Annotated in this window: 19 protein-coding genes and 5 pseudogenes; 12 read left to right on the top strand and 12 right to left on the bottom strand. The window is 69.2% G+C overall.

Translation table 11 applies throughout. The annotated features are described in order from the left end of the window. Positions 1–310 precede the first annotated feature (310 nt). The 5 genes and pseudogenes from ABZY11_RS27910 to ABZY11_RS27930 all read right to left on the bottom strand — a co-directional run. Positions 311–1,237, bottom strand: a pseudogene (locus ABZY11_RS27910) (GTP-binding protein); the annotation flags it as partial. Next, entirely contained in the window at positions 1,174–1,923 is a 750-nt protein-coding gene (locus ABZY11_RS27915; RefSeq protein ID WP_356481812.1) for an FAD-binding protein, read from the bottom strand. The gene ABZY11_RS27915 and the pseudogene ABZY11_RS27910, both read right to left, overlap by 64 nt. Positions 1,924–2,024: 101 nt before the next feature. Then, positions 2,025–2,579 (bottom strand): annotated as a pseudogene (locus ABZY11_RS27920) (FAD-dependent oxidoreductase); the annotation flags it as partial. Between the two features lie 86 nt (positions 2,580–2,665). Continuing rightward, positions 2,666–3,349 carry a hemolysin III family protein gene (locus ABZY11_RS27925; protein WP_356481787.1) on the bottom strand — a complete coding sequence of 228 codons (684 nt, stop codon included), beginning with the start codon at positions 3,347–3,349 and terminating at the stop codon, positions 2,666–2,668. Positions 3,350–3,354: 5 nt separating this feature from the next. Further along, positions 3,355–3,708, bottom strand: a complete 354-nt coding sequence (locus ABZY11_RS27930) for a TetR family transcriptional regulator C-terminal domain-containing protein (RefSeq protein WP_356481788.1) — start codon at positions 3,706–3,708, stop codon at positions 3,355–3,357. A gap of 7 nt (positions 3,709–3,715) precedes the next feature. Here ABZY11_RS27930 and ABZY11_RS27935 point away from each other — a divergent pair, with 7 nt between their 5' ends. Next, on the top strand, positions 3,716–4,213 hold the full coding sequence (locus tag ABZY11_RS27935) for a substrate-binding domain-containing protein (RefSeq protein ID WP_356481789.1): 498 nt from the start codon (positions 3,716–3,718) through the stop codon (positions 4,211–4,213). A gap of 210 nt (positions 4,214–4,423) precedes the next feature. Further along, complete coding sequence (locus ABZY11_RS27940) at positions 4,424–4,609, top strand: hypothetical protein (protein ID WP_356481790.1); 186 nt, start codon at positions 4,424–4,426, stop codon at positions 4,607–4,609. A 240-nt stretch (positions 4,610–4,849) separates the two neighbouring features. Here ABZY11_RS27940 and ABZY11_RS27945 read toward each other — a convergent pair whose 3' ends face one another. Further along, entirely contained in the window at positions 4,850–5,482 is a 633-nt protein-coding gene (locus tag ABZY11_RS27945; protein WP_356481791.1) for a TetR/AcrR family transcriptional regulator, read from the bottom strand. Between the two features lie 107 nt (positions 5,483–5,589). On the opposite strand from ABZY11_RS27945, the gene ABZY11_RS27950 reads away from it, so the two are divergent. The 3 genes from ABZY11_RS27950 to ABZY11_RS27960 all read left to right on the top strand — a co-directional run bounded on the left by ABZY11_RS27950 (position 5,590) and on the right by ABZY11_RS27960 (position 9,762). Continuing rightward, complete coding sequence (locus ABZY11_RS27950) at positions 5,590–7,146, top strand: long-chain fatty acid--CoA ligase (protein WP_356481792.1); 1,557 nt, start codon at positions 5,590–5,592, stop codon at positions 7,144–7,146. 14 nt (positions 7,147–7,160) lie between these two features. Continuing rightward, on the top strand, positions 7,161–8,330 hold the full coding sequence (locus ABZY11_RS27955) for an acyl-CoA dehydrogenase family protein (RefSeq protein ID WP_356481793.1): 1,170 nt from the start codon (positions 7,161–7,163) through the stop codon (positions 8,328–8,330). Positions 8,331–8,454: 124 nt separating this feature from the next. Beyond that, entirely contained in the window at positions 8,455–9,762 is a 1,308-nt protein-coding gene (locus ABZY11_RS27960) for an MFS transporter (protein WP_356481794.1), read from the top strand. Here ABZY11_RS27960 and ABZY11_RS27965 read toward each other — a convergent pair. Further along, on the bottom strand, positions 9,677–10,387 hold the full coding sequence (locus ABZY11_RS27965; RefSeq protein ID WP_356481795.1) for a hypothetical protein: 711 nt from the start codon (positions 10,385–10,387) through the stop codon (positions 9,677–9,679). The two genes, ABZY11_RS27960 and ABZY11_RS27965, sit on opposite strands and share 86 nt — an antisense overlap. Before the next feature lie 268 nt (positions 10,388–10,655). On the opposite strand from ABZY11_RS27965, the gene ABZY11_RS27970 reads away from it, so the two are divergent. Then, a complete protein-coding gene (locus ABZY11_RS27970; protein WP_356481796.1) occupies positions 10,656–11,471 on the top strand; it encodes an SAM-dependent methyltransferase in 816 nt (271 codons plus the stop codon). Positions 11,472–11,643: 172 nt separating this feature from the next. Here ABZY11_RS27970 and ABZY11_RS27975 read toward each other — a convergent pair. The 3 genes and pseudogenes from ABZY11_RS27975 to ABZY11_RS27985 all read right to left on the bottom strand — a co-directional run. Next, positions 11,644–12,098: pseudogene (locus tag ABZY11_RS27975) on the bottom strand (ATP-binding protein); the annotation flags it as partial. Continuing rightward, complete coding sequence (locus ABZY11_RS27980; protein ID WP_356481797.1) at positions 12,095–12,436, bottom strand: hypothetical protein; 342 nt, start codon at positions 12,434–12,436, stop codon at positions 12,095–12,097. The pseudogene ABZY11_RS27975 and the gene ABZY11_RS27980, both read right to left, overlap by 4 nt. Positions 12,437–12,438: 2 nt before the next feature. Continuing rightward, complete coding sequence (locus tag ABZY11_RS27985) at positions 12,439–13,425, bottom strand: LacI family DNA-binding transcriptional regulator (protein ID WP_356481798.1); 987 nt, start codon at positions 13,423–13,425, stop codon at positions 12,439–12,441. Between the two features lie 259 nt (positions 13,426–13,684). Here ABZY11_RS27985 and ABZY11_RS27990 point away from each other — a divergent pair, with 259 nt between their 5' ends. From ABZY11_RS27990 to ABZY11_RS28010, 5 genes are all read left to right on the top strand, one after another. Continuing rightward, positions 13,685–14,611 carry a sugar ABC transporter permease gene (locus ABZY11_RS27990; protein ID WP_356481799.1) on the top strand — a complete coding sequence of 309 codons (927 nt, stop codon included), beginning with the start codon at positions 13,685–13,687 and terminating at the stop codon, positions 14,609–14,611. Between the two features lie 5 nt (positions 14,612–14,616). Continuing rightward, complete coding sequence (locus tag ABZY11_RS27995; RefSeq protein ID WP_356481800.1) at positions 14,617–15,555, top strand: carbohydrate ABC transporter permease; 939 nt, start codon at positions 14,617–14,619, stop codon at positions 15,553–15,555. 74 nt (positions 15,556–15,629) lie between these two features. Beyond that, a complete protein-coding gene (locus ABZY11_RS28000) occupies positions 15,630–16,970 on the top strand; it encodes a sugar ABC transporter substrate-binding protein (RefSeq protein WP_356481801.1) in 1,341 nt (446 codons plus the stop codon). A gap of 54 nt (positions 16,971–17,024) precedes the next feature. Then, positions 17,025–19,076: a beta-galactosidase gene (locus ABZY11_RS28005; protein WP_356481802.1), complete on the top strand. Its 2,052-nt coding sequence runs from the start codon at positions 17,025–17,027 to the stop codon at positions 19,074–19,076. Between the two features lie 55 nt (positions 19,077–19,131). Next, a complete protein-coding gene (locus tag ABZY11_RS28010; RefSeq protein WP_356481803.1) occupies positions 19,132–21,168 on the top strand; it encodes an RICIN domain-containing protein in 2,037 nt (678 codons plus the stop codon). A 259-nt stretch (positions 21,169–21,427) separates the two neighbouring features. On the opposite strand, the pseudogene ABZY11_RS28015 reads toward ABZY11_RS28010, so the two are convergent. Both ABZY11_RS28015 and ABZY11_RS28020 read right to left on the bottom strand, forming a co-directional pair. Beyond that, a pseudogene (locus tag ABZY11_RS28015) lies at positions 21,428–21,712 on the bottom strand (transposase); the annotation flags it as partial. Next, complete coding sequence (locus ABZY11_RS28020; RefSeq protein ID WP_356481804.1) at positions 21,622–22,155, bottom strand: IS5 family transposase; 534 nt, start codon at positions 22,153–22,155, stop codon at positions 21,622–21,624. The gene ABZY11_RS28020 and the pseudogene ABZY11_RS28015, both read right to left, overlap by 91 nt. A 66-nt stretch (positions 22,156–22,221) precedes the next feature. Here ABZY11_RS28020 and ABZY11_RS28025 point away from each other — a divergent pair. After that, positions 22,222–22,497 (top strand): annotated as a pseudogene (locus tag ABZY11_RS28025) (tyrosine-type recombinase/integrase); the annotation flags it as partial. Positions 22,498–22,540: the final 43 nt, after the last annotated feature.

A 22,540-nucleotide genomic window follows, 5' to 3' on the forward strand; every position in this document is an offset into this window, starting at 1 on the left:
CAAGTACAACGAGTACAAGAAGGCCGACAGCGACCACCTCCTGGAGACCACCGGCCGCGAGCTGCGCAAGCTCATGAGCTGGGTCAACGACGAGGCATAGCGGCACACCGGCCCTCGGACGTCCGGCCCCCGGTGCGCGAAAGGCGCCCACGGGGACCGGACGCCGCGCCGTCCGCCGGACAGCCTGGGCGGATGCTCACCGAAGTCACGGCGACCCGCTACGTCACGCCCCTGCGGGAGGGCGGATCGCTGCCCGGGATCGTCGAGGCCGACGATCCCGGTTGCCGAGGCTCGCAAGGCGGAGACGGAATCAGGCCGCTGCGTGCTCGTGCTCGCATGCGTCGTCGATGCCGTACGTCTCCCACTCGGGGAAGTCGTCCTCGGCGGGTACGGCTTCGTCCGGGGCGAGCAGGCAGGCGTCGAGCGCCGCACGGAGCGCCTCGGTGCGCAGCCCGGTGCTGATGAAGACCAGCTCCTGGCCCTGCGTGGTCTCCGGGCCGCGGGCGCCCGAGGGTTCGAACCGGGCCACCGCGCCCGCCTGTGGCCACAGGCCGGTCACCCGGGGTCGGCCGGCGAGCCAGAAGAATCCCTTCGAGCGCAGGATCCGCCCGAAGGTGCCGCTGTCGAGCCCCTTGGTGACGAAGGTCCACAGCCGTTGCGGGTGGAACGGCCGGTCCGCGCGGAACACCAGTGAGGAGATGTCGTACTCCTCCGTCTCCGGCACGTGGTCGCCGTTGAGCTCCTTCACCCAGCCCGGGGCCTGCTGGGCCTGTTCGACGTCGAACAGGCCGGTTGCCAGCACCTGTTCGAGGGCGACGTGGCCGCGTACGGCAGGCACGATCCGGGCCTCGGGATTGAGCCGGGACAGGGTCGCCCGCAGGTGGGCGGCCTCGTCGGGGCCGACCATGTCGAGCTTGTTCAGCACGATGACGTCCGCGAACTCGACCTGGTCCATGAGGAGATCGCTGACGGTGCGCTCGTCGTCCTCGTACTGGTCCAGCCCGCGCGCGACGAGCTCGTCGCCGCCGTCGAGCTCGGCCAGGAAGTTCGCGGCATCCACTACGGTCACCATGGTGTCCAGGCGGGCGAGATCGCCGAGGGTGGCGCCGTCGTCGCGCGGGAAGGAGAAGGCGGCGGCCACGGGCATGGGCTCCGAGATGCCGCTGGACTCGATCAGGAGGTAGTCGAACCGGCCCTCGCGGGCCAGCCGGCCGACCTCTTCGAGCAGATCGTCGCGCGACCTGGGAGTCCTTGCTGTAGGGATTGGCGATCTGCAGATCGCGGGCCTCCATCTGGCGGCGCACGGTTCCGAGGTCGAGCAGCGGCTCCTCGGTCAGAGCGTTCATCCGGTCGACGAGTTCGTCGAGGGTGTCGGCGACGACGAAATCCTCGCCGTGGCGCTTGAACGCCTCGACGGGCGCGGGTGCTCCCTTGCCGAAGAGTCGCGTGCGGAGGAAGGCAGCGCGGGTCCTTGCGGGTGATGTCCGGGTTCTGTTCGGAGCCCGAGAGGGCGAACTCCTTCTCGATGATCTTCTGGGTGAGGACGAACCAGGAGTGGTCGTACGCGGCGATGTCCGGCGTGGTCCGCAGGTGCTTGAGCGTTCCGAGGGTGTCGTATCCGGGCAGGCAGGGGTCGGGAAGGCGGCGGCCGAGGGCGTCGAACCACATCGGGGACGGGCCAGGCAGGATGCGGATGCCGTGGCCGGGCCAGATCGGGTCCCAGTTCCTGACCCCTTCGGTGTAGTGCCACATCCGGTCGCGGTTGACCAGCCGTACGCCGGCGTCGGCGGCGATGTCGAGCATGCGGCCGTCGACGTACGCGGGCACGCCGGTGACCATGTGCTTGGGCGGGGTGCCGAGACGGTCGGGCCAGGAACGGCGTACGAGGTCGTGGTTGGCGCCGATCCCGCCGGTGGTGACGATGACGGCCTGCGCGCCGAGTTCGAACTCGCCTGTGGTCTCGCGGCTGGTCGCGACGCCCCGGGGGACCGGTCCTCGATGAGAACGTGGCCGCGGACTCCACTCACGGTGCCGTCTTCGACGAGCAGCTCGTCGACGCGGTGGCGGTGGTGGAAGGTGAGCAGCCCGTCGGTGGCGGCCTGCCTGGCATGGCGTACGAAGGGCTCGACGACCCCGGGTCCGGTGCCCCAGGTGACGTGGAAGCGCGGGACGGAGTTGCCGTGGCCGTCGGCACGCAGGATTCCGCGTTCGGCCCAGCCGACCGTGGGGAGGAAGCCGATGCCGTGGCCGGCCAGCCAGGATCGCTTCTCGCCGGCGGCGAACTCGACGTAGGCGCGTGCCCAGCGGGTTGCCCAGGAATCCTCGTCGTCGAGCCGGTCGAACTGGGCACTGCCCTGCCAGTCGTTCCACGCCAGGTCGAAGGAGTCCTTGACGCCCATACGCCGCTGTTCCGGGGAGTCGACGAGGAAAAGTCCGCCGAAGGACCAGAACGCCTGCCCTCCGAGATCGGCCGGGCCCTCCTGGTCCACCAGGGCCACCTTGCGTCCCCTGGAGGTGAGTTCGTGAGCCGCTACCAGCCCGGCGAGGCCGGCTCCGACGACGATGACATCAGCGTTCATGCTGCGTTCTCCTTCTCATGGGTGACCGGGGTGACCGGGGTGACCGGGGTGGCCGGCGTGACGGCTGCCGACAGGTGTGTGTGGACTCAGCCCACCCGAAGGGTCAGCAGGCTGATGGCGACGTACTGACAGGTCCAGGCGGCGATGGTGCAGGCGTGGAAGACCTCGTGGAAGCCGAACCGGGCGGGTGAGGGGTCGGGGCGCTTGAGGGCGTAGACGACCCCGCCCGCGGTGTAGAGGATTCCGCCGGTCACGGTCAGCGCGAGTACCGCGGGACCGGCCTGGTGCAACAACTGGCCGAAGGCAGGCGCGAGAGACCAGCCGAGTGCGATGTAGAGGGTGGTGTGGAGAGCCCGTGGGGCACCGGGCCACACACAGCGGAAGACGATGCCGGCGCAGGCGCCCGTCCAGATCCCCCACAGCAGCACGGTCCGCGCGGTGCCGGTCAGCCCCAGTCCCACGATGGGCGTGTACGTGCCGGCGATGAGCAGGTACACGTTGGAGTGGTCGACCCGGCGCAGCACCTCAAGCACGGGTGCCGACCACGTGCCGCGGTGGTACACGGCGCTGACCGTGAACAACATCAGCCCGCACGCCGTGTACAGCGTCACAGCCGCCGTCGTCCAGCCGTGCGGCGCCAGGACCGTGAGGACCGCCCCCGCGGCCAGCACGACCGGCACGACACCGGCATGCAGCCGGCCCCGCCAGTGGGGCTTGGCCTCGGTACCAGGCTTCTTCCTGGTGGACGGCAGCTGCAAGGTTCCAGGCATGTCGCTCACCGGTCGGCGCTCGTGCCCGCTCCGGCGCGGTCCGCCAGGAGCGCGGTGAGCAACCGGGCGAGCCGAGCACGCGCCCCACTGGTGTCGCCGTCCAGCAGCAGCTGCACCGTCACGCCGTCATAGACGCCCACGGCTGCCCAGGCCGCGGATTCGGCATCGGGAAGGGCGGCGGGCAGTGGATTGCGCTCGGCCTGGAGCCGAAGGCGCTCGGCCACCACCTGGCGGAGCCGCCCGCGGTGGGCCGACAGGACGTGGGCGAGGGTGGGGTTCCGTGCGGCCTGTACCAGGAAATCGGTCTTGACCAGCAGCCACTCCCGCTCCCTGGCCTGTCTGGTCCCCAGTGGCGACATCGCGGCTTTGGGCCACGCGCGGTTCGACGCGATGACGGCGGTGGCCGGCGGTGCGGGAGTCCCTGTCCAGCGCGTGGACTGCACGCTCAGTACCGACAGTCCTGCGCCCGCCGTCGCCGCCTGGCGCGATCCGGACCGGCGACCGGAGGCGGTCTACGCCTACAACGACGAGTTCGCACTCGTGCTGATCCAAGCCCTTCGGGACGCCGGCCTCGACGTCCCCCGCGACATCGCCGTGGCCGGCTCGGACAACCTCCCCCTCGGCGCCGCACTGCGCCCACAACTGACCACCACCTACCTCGACCTGCCCGCTGCCGCCGCCGTCGCCCGCACGATGGAGCGCCTCCTCCAAGGAGAGGACCTGGACCCCGGCCCGGCCGCCGTGGCGAGATCCCGCCTCGTCATCCGCGAATCCGCCCGACGCACACATCGCCGTGCGCCTCACGGGGAGGGACAGGCCATCCCTCCCACCGGCCCACCGGCCCACCGCGACGGTCCGCGGTGATGCATGCCGACGGCCAGACCATCTCGGACAGCAGGGCCGAGGTGGTGGTGCCGGTGACACGGCGCAGGACCTCGGCGAGGACGCGGTGCAGGCGAGCTCGGGGGCGTACGTGTTGATCCGGGCGCCGCGGTCGAGCTGCCCTTCGTGGGCCAGGACCGCGGCGACGAGGCCGGGGTAGGACTTGGCGGCCGAGGCGTTGAAGTGCGGGACATGGGGCTCGTACCCGTGGAGGTACTGCTCGTGGACGACGAGGCCCCGGTGCATGACCAGCAGGGCGTCGGGTCTCGGCTCGGGCGAGCGCTCCGTGAGCGTGCGGGACCGACCGCGTGGTCCCGTGAACGCGAGGCCGTCGAGGGCGCAGGCCGGCGCGGCAGGCAGCACGGCGGCGCCGCCTGAGCCTCGCCAGACACGGCGGCTCGGAATGCGTTCTCGACCCGAGGTGGTGTGCCGTCGGGCCCAGACCGGATCCGTGTATCCACGCGCCCCCGCGAGGTCGGCCAAGGAGGGAATGCCTGCCACGCGTCCGCTCCGCATTTCGACCGTGCGCCTACTGGGCTCGTTACCGTACACGCTGTCCGGTAACTCGACCAGGCGTGTCAAGCGGGAACCCACCAGGGCGCGCGGGGAAGGCGCGGTTCAGGGGGTGAGGTCGAGGGCTCCCGGGGCGTCGGACGGGGCGAGTCCGGTGGCCCAGACGCGGCCGTACACCGAGAGATCGCGCAGGTGGGCGGTGATCTCGGCGGCGCTGTAGCCGGTGTCGTTCTCGACCCACCAGGTCAGCAGGCCGATGAGTTCGCCGGTCCAGGCCCGGGCGACGACGTCGAGGGGGATCCTCGGTGTCACCGCGAGCTGCTCGGTCCGTGCGCGGAAGGCCGCTTCGGCGTGGGCGCGGATGAGGTCGGTGAACTCGCGCAGGGCCCGTCCGTCGCCCTCGCCTCGAAGGACGACCTGGTAGACGGGTTTCTCCTGCTCGGCGTGTTCGAAGATGTACTTCACCGGCAGTCCGGTGAAGCCCTCGGCGTGCGCCTGCCGGACCGCCGGCAGGAGGCGGTCCCGGTCCTCGGCGAGGTCGCGGACGATGCCGACGAGGAGGTCCTCCTTGTCGCGGTAGTGAGCGTAGAAGGTGGCCCGGCCGACGTCGGCGCGTTCGGTGATCTCCTCGACCGTGATCGCGTGGAACCCCTTCTCCAGGACCAGTTCGACCAGCGCCTGGCGCAGTGCGGCCCGCGTCCTGCGGACGCGGCGGTCTCCCGCGGGCTTCATGTCCACTTCGTTTCCTTCTCGTCCGAACCGTTGACCTGACCCTAACGCTCCCTTTACGTTGCCGCACATCAAGCTTGCTATCGGACAAGTTGTTCGGAAACTCTGGAGGTGCGATGAACTTCGGGCGGTACGTACGCCGGACTGCCGGCCACCAACCCGATGCCGAGGCGGTGGTCTGCGGACCCGTCCGGCTGACGTATGCGGAACTCGACGACCACAGCGACCGGCTTGCGACGGCGCTGTGCGCATTCGGCCTACGCCGGGGCGACCGTGTGGCGACCCTCGCCGGCAACCGTGCGGAACTGATCGTCACGGAAGTCGCCCTCTACAAGGCCGGCCTGGCCCGAGCGCCGATCAACGCCAGGCTCGGCACCGCCGAGGTGGCCCACCTGCTGGCCGAGTCGGACGCACGGGTGCTGCTGACGGACGCCGCCCACCTGGACATCGCCCGTGCGGCGGTGCTCGGCACAGGAGTGAGGACCGTCCTCGGCTACGACGGTCCCAACGATCTGGGTCCGGGCTACGCCGAGACCCTCGCGGGCATCGAGCCGGAACCCGTCGAGACGGAGTGCGACGAGAGCGACATCGCGGTGCTGCACTTCACCTCGGGCTCCACCGGCAAGCTCAAGGCGGCGGTCCAGACCTACGGCAACCGGCTCGCCCTGATGCGCAAGTCGGTGATGAGCGCCGACACCCGGGTGGGCCCCGGCGACCGGCAGATCCTGGCCGGGCCGGTCACCCACGCCTCGGGCATGCCGCTGATGGGTGTCTACTTCGCCGGCGGCTGCGCGATCGTGTTGCCCCGCTGGGACGCCGAGGAGTTCCTCGCCACCGTCCAGCGCGAGCGTGCCACCCATGCCTTCGTCGTGCCGACGATGATCAACACCGTGCTCGCGCTGCCGAACGTCCGCGATTACGACCTCTCCACCCTGCGCCAGCTGATCTACGGCGCCGCGCCGATGTCACCGGCCCGGATCAGGGCCGCCTGGGACCTCTTCGGCCCTGTTCTCTCCCAGGGGTACGGGTGCGGCGAGACCACCTCCGGCGTGCTCTTCCTCTCCACCGAGGACCACCGGCGGGCGATCGAGGGCGAGGACGAGGAGCTGCTGCTGTCCTGCGGCCGTCCGCTCGCCGAGGCCGAGGTCGCCATCGTCGACGACAGCGGAAAGCCCGTCGCCGACGGAGAGATCGGAGAGATCGCCGTCCGCGGCCCCGATGTCGTCCCCGGCTACCACAACGAGCCGAAACTCACGGCGGAGACCTTCCGGGGCGGCTGGTTCCTCACCGGCGACCTCGCCCGCCGCCGTTCCGACGGCTACGTCTTCATCGTCGACCGCAAGAAGGACATGATCGTCTCCGGCGGGTTCAACATCTACGCCGTCGAGGTCGAGTCCGTACTGCATCAGCACCCCGAGGTCTACGAGGCCGCCGTCGTCGGCGTCCCGGACGAGCAGTGGGGCGAGGCCGTCAAGGCCGTCGTCGCGACGCGCGACGGCGCCACCCTCTCGGAGGCCGACCTCATCGACTTCTGCGCCGAGCACTTGGCCCGCATGAAGAAACCCCGCTCGGTCGACTTCGTCGCTGCCCTGCCCCACAACCCCAACGGCAAGATCGACCGCCGCGCCATCCGCGACCGCTACTGGGCGGGCGCCGAGCGCCGAGTCAACTGAACAGGACCCCTGGCATGCCTTTCACCCTCGAACCCTCCTACGACGACAACCCCCGCCTCCAGGATCTCGTCGTCCGTCTGCGCTCCTATCTGCGCGACGAGCTCATTCCCTACGAGCGCGAGCATGGCATCACCGCCGAGTCCCCGCTCGACCGCCCCACCCTCGAACGCGTCTGGAAGCGCAGCGCGGAACTCGGCTTCTACGGCATCAGCCTGCCCCCCGAGCTCGGCGGTCAGGGCCTGAGCTTCTACGAACTGTGCGCCCTCAAAGAGGAGCTGACCGCCTCCGGTGCCGCTCTCTCCCACTCAGTGCTCGGTGACCTGGGCGGTCCGCTGCGTGTCGGCGCGATCGTGAAGTACGCCACCGAGGAGCAGCGGGAGCGCTATCTGATGCCCGTCGTCCGGGGGGAGCGGGCGTGCTGCTTCTCCATCACGGAGGAGGATGCGGGCTCCGATGTGCGCCGGATGACGACCACCGCCACCCCGGACGGGGACACCTACGTCCTCAACGGCAAGAAGGTGTTCAGCTCCGCGGCTCCCTTCGCGGACTTCGCGATCGTCGTGGCCCGCATGGCCGGCACCGAGGAGGCGTACAGCGCGTTCCTCGTCGACCTGGACACTCCTGGATGCCGCGTCCTCGATGGCGAAGTCCCCATGTCCGGCCAGCAGATGGAGGGCGACCTCGTCTTCGAGGACTGCCGGATCCCCGCCGCGAACCTCCTCGGCGAGGTCGGCCAGGGCCTGCGCATCGGCATCGGCCGCATCACCCTCAACCGCCTGCTGCACTGCCCGTCTCTCATCGGCGCCGCCCGCCGTGCCTGGGACCTGTCGGTGGAGTACGCCATGAACCGCGTCGTCTTCGGCCAGCCGCTCCTCGCCCATCAGGCGATCCACCACAAGGTCGCCGAGATGGCCACCGAGATCTACGCCGCCCGCGCGATGGTGATGACCACCGCCGCGAAGGCCGACCGGGGCGACAACGTCTCCGTCGAGGCCAACATGTGCAAGCTCTTCACCTCCGAGGCGTCCTTCCGCGTCGCCGACCAGGCCGTACAGATCCACGGCAAGGCCGGGCTCACCCGAGGCCACGAGGTCGAACAGATCTTCCGCACCCTGCGGATGTTCCGGATCGTCACCGGAACCACCGAGATCCACAAGAACGCTATCGCCAAGGGCCTGATCTGACCGATCCCTTGGTGCCCAGGGCGGTGCCGCGGGCCCCCGCTTCGGCGGGCGGGCCCGCGGCCACGGGGGACGACCGCCCACCCGTACGACCCCCTGCTCCACCCGCACCCGCAGGAGTCGCTCCATGGCACCCCGTACCGCCGCCGCGCAGTCCCGGCACATCGCCGCCCCGGCACCCGACCGCCGCAGAGCCTGGCTGATCACGGCGATGATCGTGGCCTTCATGGTCATCAATTTCGCCGACAAGTCGGTCCTCGGCCTTGCCGCCGTTCCGATCATGGAGGAGCTAGACCTCAGCAACAGTACCTACGGCCTGATCTCCAGCTCCTTCTACTTCCTCTTCAGCCTCTCCGGACTCCTCGTCGGCTTCCTCTCCACCCGGATCTCCAGCCGGGTTCTGCTGTTCGTCATGACCGTGGTGTGGGCCGTGGCCCAGCTCCCGGTCCTTGTGGTGGCCTCGGTCCCGACCCTGATGGCCGGCCGCATCCTGCTCGGTGCCGCCGAGGGGCCGGCGGCCTCCATGTCGATGCACGCCCTGTACAAGTGGTTCCCGCCGGAGCGCCGCGCTCTGCCATCGGCCCTCCAGATCGGCGGGGCGGCCCTGGGCACGCTCATCGCGGCACCCGTGGTCACCTGGCTGATCGACGGCTTCGGCTGGCGCTCCGCCTACGCCGTCCTCGCCGTCGTCAGCGTCACCTGGGCGCTGTTGTGGTGGCGCTTCGGCCACGACGGCCCGTACGACCACAAGCACGCGGCCACCGGATCCAGCGGGCTACGGCTGCAGTACCGCAAGATCCTGCTGACCGGCACCGTGTTCGGCAGCATCGCCAGCGCCTTCGGAGCGGCGTGGGCGCTGTCCCTCAGCCATGCCTGGCTGCCCGCCTACTTCAGGACGCAGCTGGACATGTCGGCGGCTGCCTCCGCGACCGCCATCAGTGTCATGTCCGGCTTCGGTCTTGTGCTGCTGCTGGCGGTCTCCCCGTTCGTGGACGCGCTGAAATCCCGTGGCGTGAGCAGCCGTTGGTCGAGCGGGGCGACGCAGAGCATCGCCGTGTGCGTGGCGGGGTGCGCGATGGCGGTGTTCCCGTTCGTCGACGCCTCCGGTCCGCGGCTCGTACTGATCGCGCTGGCCTTCGGCGGCACCGCGATCGCCGTCCCCCTCCACTACATGACGACCGCGGAGGTCGTCCCCCCTGGCCGGCGCGGCGCTGTCTTCGGCATCGTCGCCGGTATCGGCACCCTGCCGGGCCTCGTGGCGCCGTTCCTGACCGGCCACCTCATCGACACGGCCGACACCCCGGCCGCCGGCTACACCAAGGCCTTTCTCGTCGCCGGCGCTGTCATGCTCACGGCAGGCACCTTCGCCCTCGCGGCCATCCGCCCGGAGCGGGACGCACGACGCCTGGGGCTCGACGCCGGGGCTCGGCCCTGAAACGTGTTGCAGAAGGCCGTGTCCGGGCAGGTCGGTCAGTGGCGTCGAAGCTGCAGATGAGCCGGGGCGTGTTCCAGGTGGAGAAGCGTTGGTTCTGCTTGCGGTAGAACTCCGGATTGTGGAACGACGCAGCGTGCTTGAGCGCCGCGAGGAGCTGCGGGGGCAGCCCGGTGGTGGAGATCGCCAGCATGGCGGCCAGCCGTGCGGGCACCGTGGCCGGCGCCTTGCCCAGGGCCTTCGTGCGGGGCCGGGCCCCCAGCTCGGGCGCGGTCGCCGACGGCCCGGCCTTGACCGGGCCGAGCTTGTCGACGAGAGCCTCGACCTCGGCCGGCGTGAGACGTTCAATGCGCGCGAGGTGGGCGAACTGATCCGGGTAGGGCTGCCAGACGGTGGGGTCCACGAAGACGGTCGTGCCCGTGGCGCGGGAGGCGCCGTGCAGCGGCAGTGCGATCAGGCTGCCGAACCGGAAGCTGCCCTTGGCCTTGATGGGCAGGAAGTCCTGGGCGGGGAAGAGTCGGTCGTGGCTGGACAGAGCCATCTGCCCGCGGGCGTCGATCGCCCGCCGCAGCAGGGCCATGCCGAGTGCGCGGGCCGTGGTGGCGGCGATGGGGGCGGGGCGGTGCACGCCAGCAGCTGGCCGGTGTCGTCGGCCAGCAGCGGGTACAGGCCGATGTGTAGTTCGCGGCGGCCCTGACGGGACGGGTCGAGGTGGCCGTAGACCCCCGGCGCCGGATCCGCACCGCATGGTCCGGCGTGGCATCCCCGTACTCAACGAACGCCTGCTGATCAGCGGCAGCCAGCGACATGAACGCGAACTGATGTACGTGTACGGGTTGTTGGGACGTATGTTGTGGTTGACAGTTCACGCCTCGGTTGAAAGACGGACGGTACCCATGACCGACCACGCGATGTCGCCCGGACCGGCGGTGCATCAGAACATCGATACGTCGGTGCCGCACTCGGCCCGGATCTGGAACTACTGGCTGGGCGGGAAAGACAACTACCCCGTTGACGAGAAAGCCGGCGACGCGTACAGCGCCGTCTTCCCCGGCATCGTCACCATCGCCCGCAGCAGCCGTGCGTTCCTGCGCCGCACACTCACGTACCTGGTCACCGAGGAGGGCATCCGGCAGTTCCTGGACGTCGGGACCGGCCTGCCGACAGTGAACAACACCCATGAGGTCGCCCAGCGGCTCGCCCCCGAGGCCAGGGTCGTCTACGTCGACCATGACCCGTTGGTCCTCGCGCACGCCCGTGCCCTGCTCACCTCCACCCCCGAGGGGGCGACTTCCTACGTCGACGCCGACCTGTCCGACCCTGATCGCATCCTGGCGGCCGCTGCCGAGACGCTGGACCTCACCCGCCCCACCGCCCTGATTCTCAGCAACATCCTGGGCCACGTCGCTGACTACGACCAGGCGCACGACACCGTCATCCGCCTGGTGGACGGGCTGCCGTCCGGCAGCTACCTCTCCATCAACGATGGTTCACGGGGCACCGACGCCGACTACGAACAGGCCCAGGACGCGTACAACGAGACCGGCGCCGTACCGTACTTCCTGCGCCCGGTCGATGAAATCGCGGCGTTCTTCGACGGCCTGGAACTTTTGGACCCCGGGGTCGTCTCGGTCCCCCTCTGGCGCCCGGACCCCACTTCCCCCACCCCGGAACCCATCGGCGAGCACGGCGGCCTCGCCCGCAAGCCGTGACACCCTCACGGACCGGGCCCGCGTACGACTAGACAGAGCGCTATCTCGTGCGAGACGGCGGTCTGGTCACGCGCAGGCGTGGCCGACGCCACAACCTGCCAGCTCGCCGACCTGCTGCAGCATGCGACAAGCCCGCCGTGCGTCTACAGCCACCGCTGGCATCAGTGCGTCCTCGCTTCTCGTCGGCGGCCTCGACCAGCTCGTTCGCCAGTTTCGTGGCGAGCGTGTAGCGGACGCGGTAGCCCTTCATCGCGGCCTCGGTGCCCAGGGCGATGAGCATGTGGGACTTGCCGGTGCCGGAGTCGCCGATCAGGCAGAGGGGCTGGCTCTTCTTGATCCACTCGCAGCTGGCAAGGGTGTGGATGGTCGCCGCGTCGATGTGCGGGTTGGCGTCGAAGTCGAACGCCCGCAGCGACTTCTCCCGCGGGAAGCCAGCCGCTTTGATCCGCCGTTCCGAGCGGCGGCGGGCCCGGTCGTCACATTCGGCCATCAGCAGCTCGGCGAGGAATCCGCGGTAGCTCATCTGGTCCTTCAGCGCCCGGTCGGCGATGTCGGAGAACGCGTTGCGGATCGAGGGCAGCCGCAGCAGGCGCTGTCGATGGCGGTGTCGGCGGCCTGCTCGGTCAAGCCTCGTTGGCGGGGCAGGGTGGCCGCTGTGCTTCTCCCTCACGGTGGTTGCCGCTGGTGCGGCGGCGTCGGAGCAGTTGGTCATAGTGGGTCACCGAGGGCAGCGGCCTGTTGCCCGGAGGAAGGTGAGCAAGCCGCCACTCGTGCAGGGACGTCACCGTCGCCGACGGTTTCCCGGAAACCAGCCGTTCTGCCGCGGGGGCGGGTTCGGTCTCGGCCTGGGCGGCCTTGCGGGCCTCCAGAGCAACCGCGTCCGCGGTGTCGTCCAGGTCCGCGTGCGGGCGGAGCACGTCCTCGCGGCCCTCGTACACGGCCTCGTCGACGGGGGAGCGGCGCATCGTCAGCCGCGTCCGTGCGCCGTGCTGTCCCGCACCACGAGCCGCGTGGGCACCAGCGTTGTTCCCCGCTCCGCCTCGCCTTGCCGTACCTGGCGCAGGGCGCTCTCCACGCAGCGGCGGCCGACCTCGGCGAAGTCCTGGTGGACCGTGGTCAGCGGGGGAAGGAACGAGCCCGACTCCGGGATGTCGTCGAAGCCGATGACCGAGACGTCCTGGGGGACCCTGCGGCCGCGCTCGTGGAGGGCGCGCAGCAGACCGAGTGCCATCTGGTCGTTGGCGACGAACACCGCGGTGCAGTCGGCCTGTTCGGCCAGGTGGAGGCCCGCGCGGTAGCCCGACTCCGCTGACCAGTCGCCGCGCACGAGGGGTGGTGGCACGCGGCCCGCCTCCTCAAGTGTCCTGCACCAGGCGTCCGTTCGACGTTGCGCCGCGTACGACGTCTCCGGTCCGGCGAGGTGCCACACCGTGCGGTGCCCGAGGTCGAGCAGGTGCAGCACGGCGTCCCGCGTGCCGCCCGCCTGGTCGGTGTCGACGACCGCGTACCGGTCTCCGGCGTCCGAGTCCGCGACCACGATCTTCACGTGCGGCGGCAGCGACAGGCTCGCCGAGTCGAGCAGATGGACCTCCATGATGACGATGACCGCGTCCACCGCCAGCTCACCCAACCGGGAGAAGGCGCCGCGCACTTCGTCCTGGGTGGGGACCGCGACCGGCAGGAGCGTGACCGAGTACCCCTCCTGTGCGGCCGATGTCGCGATGGCCTCCAGTGTGCGCACGTTGCCTGTCGTGGACAGTGTGAATGTGATCACGCCGATCGTGCGGAAGTCGCCCCGCTTGAGCGCGCGGGCCGCGCTGTTGGGCCGGTAGCCGAGATCCTTCATCGCCGCGAGGACCCGTTGCCGCGTCTCCTCGTTGACGCCGGGGAAGCCGTTCGAGACGCGGGACACCGTCTGCGAGGAGACACCCGCGACCCGAGCGACGTCCGCCATCGACGCGTTCTGTGTACGGCGTCGGCCACCGGCCCTGCCTCGCGCCGGGGTGCTGTCCGTTGCTCCCACCGTTTTCCCTCACCAGCTGTCTCGTTCGCATACCGAGAGACGGACTCTTGACCGTGATCAACGGGGCGGTGTAGACATGCCGCCACCGAATGTTTACGTAACCATAACAGCCGTCGGCTCCTTGCGCGTCGGAATGGTTACGCAAACATCAGGGTCACCACCCGAGGGATGAACGAGCGAGGGGCACGAGATGACGACGCTTCAACCGTCGGCGGCCACAGGGCGCCGCCCGGCCGGACCACCGGCGCGACGGGCGCGCCGCTCGTGGACGGGATGGGGGTTCATCGGCCCCTTCGTCCTCGTCTTCGCGCTGGTCTTCCTGGCGCCGCTCGGGTACTCGATCTATCTGAGTCTCTTCAGGACCCAGCTCATCGGCGGCACCACCTTCGTGGGCTTCGGCAACTACCAACAGGCCCTGCAGGACAGTCAGTTCTGGGGCGGGGTCGGGCGCGTCGGACTGTTCCTCCTGATCCAGGTACCGATCATGCTGGGCCTCGCCCTGCTGATCGCGCTCGCCCTCGACAGTGGCCGCCTCTACGGCAAGGACTTCTTCCGGATATCCGTCTTTCTGCCGTACGCGGTGCCCGCCGTCGTCGCCTCCCTCATGTGGGGCTTCATCTACGGCACCCGCTTCGGCCTGGTCGGCGACATCAACGACGCGTTCGGCGTGAAGCTGCCCGACCCGCTCTCCTCCGACCTGATCCTGGCGTCCATCGGCAACATCGTGACCTGGGAGTTCGTCGGCTACAACATGCTGATCTTCTACGCCGCGCTGCGTGTCGTCCCGCACTCGCTGTACGAGGCGGCGGAGATCGACGGCGCGGGGCAGTGGCGCGTCATCTCGGCGATCAAGCTGCCGGCCATCCGCGGCGCGCTCGTCATCGCCACCATCTTCTCGATCATCGGCAGCTTCCAGCTCTTCAACGAGCCCGCCATCCTCCAGAAGCTGGCACCGAACGCGATCACCACCGACTACACCCCGAACTACTACACGTACTCGCTGTCCTTCTCCGGCCAGCAGCACAACTACTCCGCGACGGTCGCCATCGTCATGGGCGTGATCACCATGATCGTCGCCTATGTCGTCCAGCTGCGCGGCATGCGCAAGGGAGCGTGAGCCCAATGACGGGACTGAGCACCACCACCGCCCGCCGCCCCGCGGCTCCGCCGAAGTCCGCCGCCCCGCGCCTTCGTGCCCCGCGCCGCCACACCCCGGGACGCCCCAGGCGGAGTGTCCTGCTGACCCTGCTCACTGTCGTCGTCGTGCTCTACAGCCTCGTACCGCTGCTGTGGCTGCTGATCAGTGCCACCAAGACACAGCGGGGCCTGGCGGGCTCGTTCGGCCTGTGGTTCGACGGGGACTTCGCGCTGTGGGACAACATCACCCAGACCTTCACGTACCAGGACGGCGTCTTCGGCCGCTGGCTCCTCAACACCCTGCTGTACGTGGTGGTGGGCGCGGGCGGCGCCACCTTCCTCGCGGTCCTCGGTGGGTACGCGCTCGCCAAGTTCGCCTTCCCGGGCAAGCGTGCCGTGTTCGCGGTCGTCATCGGTGCGGTCGCGGTGCCGACCACGGCGCTCGCCGTCCCGACGTTCCTCATGTTCAGCAAGATCGGCCTGACCGACACCCCGTGGGCGGTCATCATCCCCTCCCTGATCTCGCCGTTCGGCCTGTATCTGATGTGGGTGTTCGCCACCGAGGCGATCCCCACCGAACTGATGGAGGCCGCCCGCATCGACGGCGCGAGCGAGGTGCGCACCTTCTTCCAGGTCGCGCTGCCGCTGCTCGCGCCCGGCACGGTCACCGTTCTGCTCTTCACCACGGTCGCGACGTGGAACAACTACTTCCTGCCGCTGATCATGCTGAAGGACCCCGACTGGTACCCGCTGACCGTCGGACTCGACGCGTGGAACAAGCAGGCGTACGCGGCCGGCGGCGAGGTCGTGTTCAACCTGGTGATCACCGGCTCGCTGATCACCATCGTGCCGCTGATCGCCGCGTTCCTGCTGCTTCAGAAGTACTGGCAGTCCGGTCTCGCCGCCGGAAGCGTCAAGGAGTAGGCGCAGCCCGGAAGTTCAGCCTTCACCGTTTCCGAGAACCCTCTGTAGGACCACGACGAAGTGGAAGCATCGCCATGCCCAAGCACCCCCGCCGCCTGCTGCGCGGCATAGGTCTCGTCTGTGCACTCGCCCTCGGGGCGACCGCCTGCGGCGGCTCCGACGACGACAACTCCGGTCAGAAGAAGGTCGGTTCGGCCGACATCCAGGCCGCCCTGAAGAAGGGGGGCACCGTCACCGTGTGGGCCTGGGAGCCCACCCTGAAGCAGGTCGCCGCCGACTTCGAGAAGAAGCACCCGAAGGTCGACATCAAGCTGGTCAACGCGGGCACCAACAACGACCAGTACAAGGCCCTGCAGAACGCGATCTCGGCGAAGAAGGGCGTCCCCGACGTCGCGCAGATCGAGTACTACGCGCTCAGCCAGTACGCGCTGACGAAGTCGGTCGCCGACCTCAAGCCGTACGGAGCCGAGAAGCTCGCCGACTCCTACTCTCCCGGCCCGTGGAACTCGGTGCAGGCCGGTGACGGCATCTACGGCCTGCCCATGGACTCGGGCCCGATGGCGCTCTTCTACAACAAGAAGGTCTTCGACAAGTACAAGATCGCCGTGCCGACGACGTGGGACGAGTACGTCGAGGCGGCCCGCAAGCTGCACAAGGCGGACCCGAAGGCGTACATCACCAGCGACCTCGGCGAGGCGGGCCTGACCACCAGCCTTCTGTGGCAGGCCGGTTCGCACCCGTACAAGGTCGACGGCACCAAGGTCGGCATCGACTTCACCGACGCGGGCGCGAAGAAGTACACCGAGACCTGGCAGAAGCTCATCGACGAGAAGCTCGTCTCACCGATCGCCGGATGGAGCGACGAATGGTACAAGGGCCTCGGCGACGGCACCATCGCCACGCTGCCCAGCGGCGCGTGGATGCCCGCCAACTTCGCCTCCGGTGTGAAGGGCGCCGCCGGTGACTGGCGCGCGGCCCCGCTGCCGCAGTGGACCAAGGGGGCGAAGAACAGCTCGGAGAACGGCGGGAGCTCGCTCGCGCTGCCCGAGCTCGGCAAGAACAGGGAACTCGCCTACGCCTTCGTCGAGTACGCCAACTCCGGTGCGGGCGTGCAGACCCGCATCGAGAACGGCGCGTTCCCCGCGACCACGAAGGACCTGAACTCCGAGGCGTTCCAGAACACCGAATTCCCGTACTTCGGCGGCCAGAAGGCCAACAAGGTCTTCGCCGAGTCCGCGAAGAACGTGCCCGCCGACTGGAAATACCTGCCGTACCAGGTGTACGCCAACTCGATCTTCAACGACACCGTCGGCAAGGCCTACATCTCCGGCACGAAGCTGGCCCAGGGCCTGAAGGAGTGGCAGGACGCGTCCGTCAAGTACGGCACGGAGCAGGGCTTCACCGTCGAGAAGTAGCCCCTGAAGCCTTCGAAGTGCCCCTTCGCCTCATCGAACCTCGGAAGGACCTGCATGACCTCCCCCCTCACCTCCCGTTTCCCGTACCCGGCGGGCAGCGACGGCGGCCGACGCCTCGGCTACGGGGCCGATTACAACCCAGAGCAGTGGCCGCGGGAGGTGTGGGAGGAGGACGTCCGGCTGATGCGCGAGGCCGGCGTGAACATCGTCTCCCTGGCGATCTTCTCCTGGGCCCGGATACAACCCACCGCCGACACCTGGAACTTCGGCTGGCTCGACGAGGTCATGGACCTGCTGCACGCGGGCGGCATCGGCGTCGACCTGGCCACCGCAACCGCGTCCCCGCCGCCGTGGCTCACCACCGCCCACCCGGAGATCCTGCCGGTGACCGCGACCGGCGATACGCTGTGGCCGGGCGCGCGCCAGCACTGGCGGCCCACCTCGCCGGTCTTCCGCACCCACGCGCTGCGTTTGGTTCGGAAGTTGGCGACGCACTACGCCGGACACCCTGCCCTGATCGCCTGGCACGTCAACAACGAGCTGGGCTGCCACAACGTCTACGACTACTCCGACGACGCCGCCCACGCCTTTCGCGCCTGGCTGCGCCGCCGCTACACCACTCTCGACGCACTCAACCATGCCTGGGGAACGGCCTTCTGGTCCCAGCGCTACAGCGACTGGGACCAGATCCTGCCGCCCCGCCTCGCCGCCTCGCACCCCAATCCGACGCAGCAGCTCGACTTCAAGCGGTTCTCCTCGGACGCGCTCAAGGACCATCTGCTCGCGGAGCGCGAAGTGCTGCGCGAGCTGACCCCCAACGTGCCGGTGACCACCAACTTCATGGTGATGGGCGGCACCAAGGGCATGGACTACGCGGACTGGGCGGGCTCGGGCGCGATCGACTTCGTCGCCAACGACCACTACGTCGTCCCCGGCCCGCAGGACCGCGACGAGCTCTCCTTCTCCGCCAATCTGACCAGCGGCATCGCGGCCCACCGCCCGTGGTTCCTGATGGAGCACTCCACCGGTGCGGTAAACTGGCAGCCCGTCAACCTGGCGAAGAAGCCGGGTGAGTTGGCACGCGACTCACTGCTGCACGTGGCGCACGGTGCCGACGCCGTCTGCTTCTTCCAGTGGCGCCAGTCGGCGGCCGGAGCCGAGAAGTACCACTCGGCGATGGTGCCGCACGCCGGTCCCGACAGCGAACTCTTCCGCTCGGTCTCCGAGCTGGGCCGCACCCTCGAAGCACTCGCGCCGATCGCCGGAACCGAGCGCGAACCCGCCCGCGTGGCCGTCCTGTTCGACTGGGACTCGTGGTGGACCAGTGAGCACGACTCCCACCCCACCTCGCGGCTCGACTACCACCGCGAGGCCCTCGACTGGTACTCCGCGCTGCTGCGGCTCGGCATCCGCGCCGACGTGGTGCCCGCGCACCGTACCGACCTCTCCTCGTACGACGTGGTAATCGCGCCCGTGCTGCACGTGGTGCCCCAGCCCTTCGGTAAGGAGCTGACCCGGTACGTCGAGGGCGGCGGACACCTCGTCACCACGTACTTCTCCGGCGTCGTCGACGAGAACGACCACATCTGGCTCGGCGGCTACCCCGGCGCCCTGCGCGAGCTGCTCGGCATCCGCATCGAGGAGTTCGGGCCGCTGCTGGACGGCTCCACCGTCGACCTCGACAAGGCGACGACCGGCAGCCTGTGGACCGACCGGATCACCGTCACCGGGCCGGACACGGAGGTGCTCGCCCACTACCGCAGTGGGACGTACGCCTCCCGCCCGGCCGTCACACGCCGGACGTCGGGTCGCGGCTCGGCCGCATACGTCTCCACCCGCCTCGGCGCCGAAGGTCTCGCCGCACTGCTGCCGGAACTGCTCGCACCGACCGGCGTGACCAGTGAACTCCCGGACGGAGCACAAGGTGTGGTCGAACTGGCCGTGCGCCGGGACGCCGGCAGTCGCTACCTCTTCCTGGTCAACCGCAGCGACATGCCGGTGCCGCTGCCCGGCATGACCGGTGAACTCCTCGTCGGCCCCGCAGCGGAGGGTGACCTCGTGCTGCCGCCCCGGGATGTCGCCGTGCTCCGGCAACCCGCCCCCTGAATGGCACCGCAGCAATACCAACTATTCGCCCATACAGCAGATTTGGGAGCACACGTTGCCACGCCGTACCCGCACAGGACGATTCCTCGGCCTCGTCTGCACCGCCGCATTGGTTTCCGGAGCCGCCCTCACCACCGCCCCGCCCGTGACAGCCGCGTCATCGACAGCCGCTGTCACCGTGACCCCCGACCCCTCGTACCAGCAGCAGAGGTTCGAGGGCTGGGGCACCAGCCTCGTCTGGTTCGCCAACGTCACCGGCGGCTACCCGCAGGAGATCCGCGAGAAGCTCGCCGACCTCCTCTTCGGTGACGACGGACTCGCCCTGAACATCGCCCGCTACAACATCGGCGGCGGCAACGCTCCTGATGTGAAGGACTACCTGAGGGCCGGGGGAGCGGTCGGCGGGTGGTGGAAGGCCCCCGAGGGCACCACCCGCGAAGACACCGACTGGTGGAGTGCCGACGACCCCGCGGACTGGAACACGGACGCCGACGCGACGCAGCGCTGGTGGGTCGACCGGATCAAGGACGACATCGACCACTGGGAGACGTTCAGCAACTCGCCGCCGTACTTCATGACGGAGAGCGGATACGTCTCCGGCGGCTTCGACGCGGCCAAGGACCAGCTCAAGGCCGACTCGGTCGACGACTTCGCCGCGTACGTCGCGGGCGCCACGAAGCGCCTGGAGAAGGCGGAGGGCATCGAGGTCGACACCGTCGACCCGTTCAACGAGCCCAACACCGGTTACTGGAAAACCACGTTGGGCGCCGACGGCGAGCCGACCGGCGGCCGTCAGGAAGGCGCGCACATAGGCCCTGAGCTCCAGCAGAAGGTCATAAGCGCCCTCGCTCCTGCACTGAAGAAGGCGAAGACCGGTGCGGAGATCTCGGCCATGGACGAGACCAACCCGGGCATTTTCTCGACGAACTGGAACAGCTACCCGGCCGACGTGAAGAACCTCGTCGGGCAGATGAACGTCCACACGTACGGCACGGGCGGGCGCACCACCGTCCGCGACCTGGCCAAGGCGGCCGACAAGCCACTGTGGATGAGCGAGGTCGAGGGCGACTGGGGCGACGGACAGTCCTTCACAGATATGCGGCCCGGCCTCGGCCTCGCCCAGCAGATTGTGGACGACCTGCGCGAACTGGAGCCCACCGCCTGGGTGTTCTGGCAACCGGTCGAGGACTACGACAACATGAAGCCCGGCGGAGAGTCCGCCAAAGGCGGCAACTGGGGCAGCATCCAGGTCCCGTTCAGCTGCACCTCCAAGGACACCCTCGCCAGCTGCCCGGTCCGGACGAACACGAAGTTCGACACGGCCCGCAACTTCACGCACTACATCAAGCCGGGCGACCGGCTGATCAAGACGGACGAAACCTCCAGCGCCGCCGCCGTCGCGCAGTCCGGCAAGGGCGCCACTGTCGTCCACGTCAACCGCACCCCGGACGCCCGCACTGTGGCGCTGGACCTGTCGAAGTTCGCCCGGATCGATCAGGACGCCACGGTCACGCCCGTCGTGACCAGCGCCGCCGGCAAGCTGGAGCGGCACGACCCCGTCCCGGTCGGCGACAAGAAGGCCACCTTCACGGTGCCCGCGCAGTCGGTGACCTCGTTCGTCGTCGACGGGGTGTCCGGTGTCGCGAAGGACGCGGCAGCCCTGCGCCAGGGCCACACCTACGAGCTGACAGGCGTGCAGAGCGGCAAGGCCCTGACCGTCGCCGACGACGGCAGCAAGCTCGTCATCAGGGCCGGCGCCTCCGCTGCGGGCCAGCAGTGGCAGCTCCAGCAGATCAGCGGCGACGACGCGGACAACCGCAAGCGGTACGTGTTCACCAGTGCGGCGAGCGGCAAGCGTCTTGCCGTACGCAACGGTGTACCGGTCGTTGAACCCGACACCGGCCGGCGTGACGCGGCCACCCAGTGGATCACGTCGTCGACCGGTGACGGTACCTGGACGCTCGTCAACGCCGGGACCGGCAAGCTCCTGGAAGTCGGCGGCCAGGCCACGAACGACGGCGCCGCCGTCACCACCTGGCAGCCCAACTCCGGGGCAAACCAACTGTGGAAGGCCACCGATGTGACTCCGTAGACGTACTGGGCCCCACGGTGATCCGCCGTGGGGCCCTGCCGTACGTCACAGATGGTGCGTCCTGAACTACCGCAGCAGCAGCACGCCAGATACAGGTTGCCCCACACCCCTGTCACCACACCGACCGGCACCAAGGGCCGAACAGGGACGACCCGGACTCGGCATGGTCCCTCAAGGCCCCTCGACAGCAGCTATTGACTGGTGGAGGAACCACCGTCACAGCTCTCCGACCGCACCTGCGCGGCCTCGCAGCAGCACTCCGGTCGAGGCGTTCGGGGATGGTGTGCCGGATGCCGCGTCGTCGCAGGTAGCGACAGTTTCTTCGGGACGTGTAGGCCTTGTCTGCCAGGGCGTGATCTGGTCGGGTGCGGGGCCGCCCGACTCCGCTGCGGGGCACGGAGATCTGCTCCAGCACGGCCTCGAACTGGGGGCCGTCGCCGTAGTGGCCGGGTGTCAGGACGAAGGCGAGAGGGCGGCATCGTCCCTCGGCGGCGAGGTGGATCTTGGTGGTGAAACCGCCTCGGGAGCGTCCCAGGCATTCGCCGGTCCGACCACCTCCTCCAGCCGGACGGCCAGTTTCCGCAGCACCGGATCGACCTGGTTCGTCCCCCGGACGTTCCCCTTCTGAGGACCCTCGGCCGCCGGCGCCTTCCGCGCGCCGGCACCGTGCTGGTGGGCTCGCACGGCGGTCGAGTCCACGGACACATCCCAGTCGATCCGGCCCGCGGTATCCTCGGCGGCCTGGATGCGAGACAGCAGCATCTTCCAGGTTCCATCAGCTGACCAGCGACGATGCCGTTTGTAGACGGTCTCCCACGGCCCGAACCGCTCCGGCAGGTCCCGCCACTGGACACCCGTCCGCACTCGGTGGAGCACTCCGTTGATCAGCCGATGGTGGTCACTCCACCGACCCCCGCGCCCACCACCACGAGGCAGGAACGACTCCAGTCGATCCCACTCCGCATTCGTCAGATCCCCACGACCCATCCCACCACCCTGACCTCAACACCCCACCCCTGTCAGGAGATCCGAGAAACAGTCCCTAAGCCGTGGCAGTGGGCGGCGGCGCCCAATGATGGGTTCCATGTACTACGGCGCACCTACGCCTCCATCATGCTGGAGGCCGGTGAATCCGTGGTCACTGTGGCGCGGTGGATGGGTCACAGATCGCCGACCATCACGCTTGACTACTATGCGCACTTCATGCCCGACGCCGGAAACCGGGGACGAGCGGCGATCGATGGCTTGATCGGCGCTGCGGGGGAGCGGCCGCCGGCTGAAGCTCCCCAGATTCTCCCCAGAGCCGACCGGGGTGATCCCCGGAACTGACGGGGTGGCGCGACGTTCCGTGGATCGTAAGGTGTCCTCGCCG

The organism is Streptomyces sp. NPDC006510, assembly GCF_040611955.1.
Lineage (GTDB): Bacteria > Actinomycetota > Actinomycetes > Streptomycetales > Streptomycetaceae > Streptomyces.

Bases quoted from the DNA above. Each gene is read 5' to 3' on its own strand.
- ABZY11_RS27925 (WP_356481787.1), bottom strand. From the start codon at position 3,349: ATGCCTGGAACCTTGCAGCTGCCGTCCACCAGGAAGAAGCCTGGTACC.
- ABZY11_RS27930 (WP_356481788.1), bottom strand. From the start codon at position 3,708: ATGTCGCCACTGGGGACCAGACAGGCCAGGGAGCGGGAGTGGCTGCTG.
- ABZY11_RS27940 (WP_356481790.1), top strand. From the start codon at position 4,424: ATGGGGCTCGTACCCGTGGAGGTACTGCTCGTGGACGACGAGGCCCCG.
- ABZY11_RS27950 (WP_356481792.1), top strand. From the start codon at position 5,590: ATGAACTTCGGGCGGTACGTACGCCGGACTGCCGGCCACCAACCCGAT.
- ABZY11_RS27955 (WP_356481793.1), top strand. From the start codon at position 7,161: ATGCCTTTCACCCTCGAACCCTCCTACGACGACAACCCCCGCCTCCAG.
- ABZY11_RS27960 (WP_356481794.1), top strand. From the start codon at position 8,455: ATGGCACCCCGTACCGCCGCCGCGCAGTCCCGGCACATCGCCGCCCCG.
- ABZY11_RS27970 (WP_356481796.1), top strand. From the start codon at position 10,656: ATGACCGACCACGCGATGTCGCCCGGACCGGCGGTGCATCAGAACATC.
- ABZY11_RS27980 (WP_356481797.1), bottom strand. From the start codon at position 12,436: ATGCGCCGCTCCCCCGTCGACGAGGCCGTGTACGAGGGCCGCGAGGAC.
- ABZY11_RS27985 (WP_356481798.1), bottom strand. From the start codon at position 13,425: ATGGCGGACGTCGCTCGGGTCGCGGGTGTCTCCTCGCAGACGGTGTCC.
- ABZY11_RS27990 (WP_356481799.1), top strand. From the start codon at position 13,685: ATGACGACGCTTCAACCGTCGGCGGCCACAGGGCGCCGCCCGGCCGGA.
- ABZY11_RS27995 (WP_356481800.1), top strand. From the start codon at position 14,617: ATGACGGGACTGAGCACCACCACCGCCCGCCGCCCCGCGGCTCCGCCG.
- ABZY11_RS28000 (WP_356481801.1), top strand. From the start codon at position 15,630: ATGCCCAAGCACCCCCGCCGCCTGCTGCGCGGCATAGGTCTCGTCTGT.
- ABZY11_RS28005 (WP_356481802.1), top strand. From the start codon at position 17,025: ATGACCTCCCCCCTCACCTCCCGTTTCCCGTACCCGGCGGGCAGCGAC.
- ABZY11_RS28020 (WP_356481804.1), bottom strand. From the start codon at position 22,155: ATGGGTCGTGGGGATCTGACGAATGCGGAGTGGGATCGACTGGAGTCG.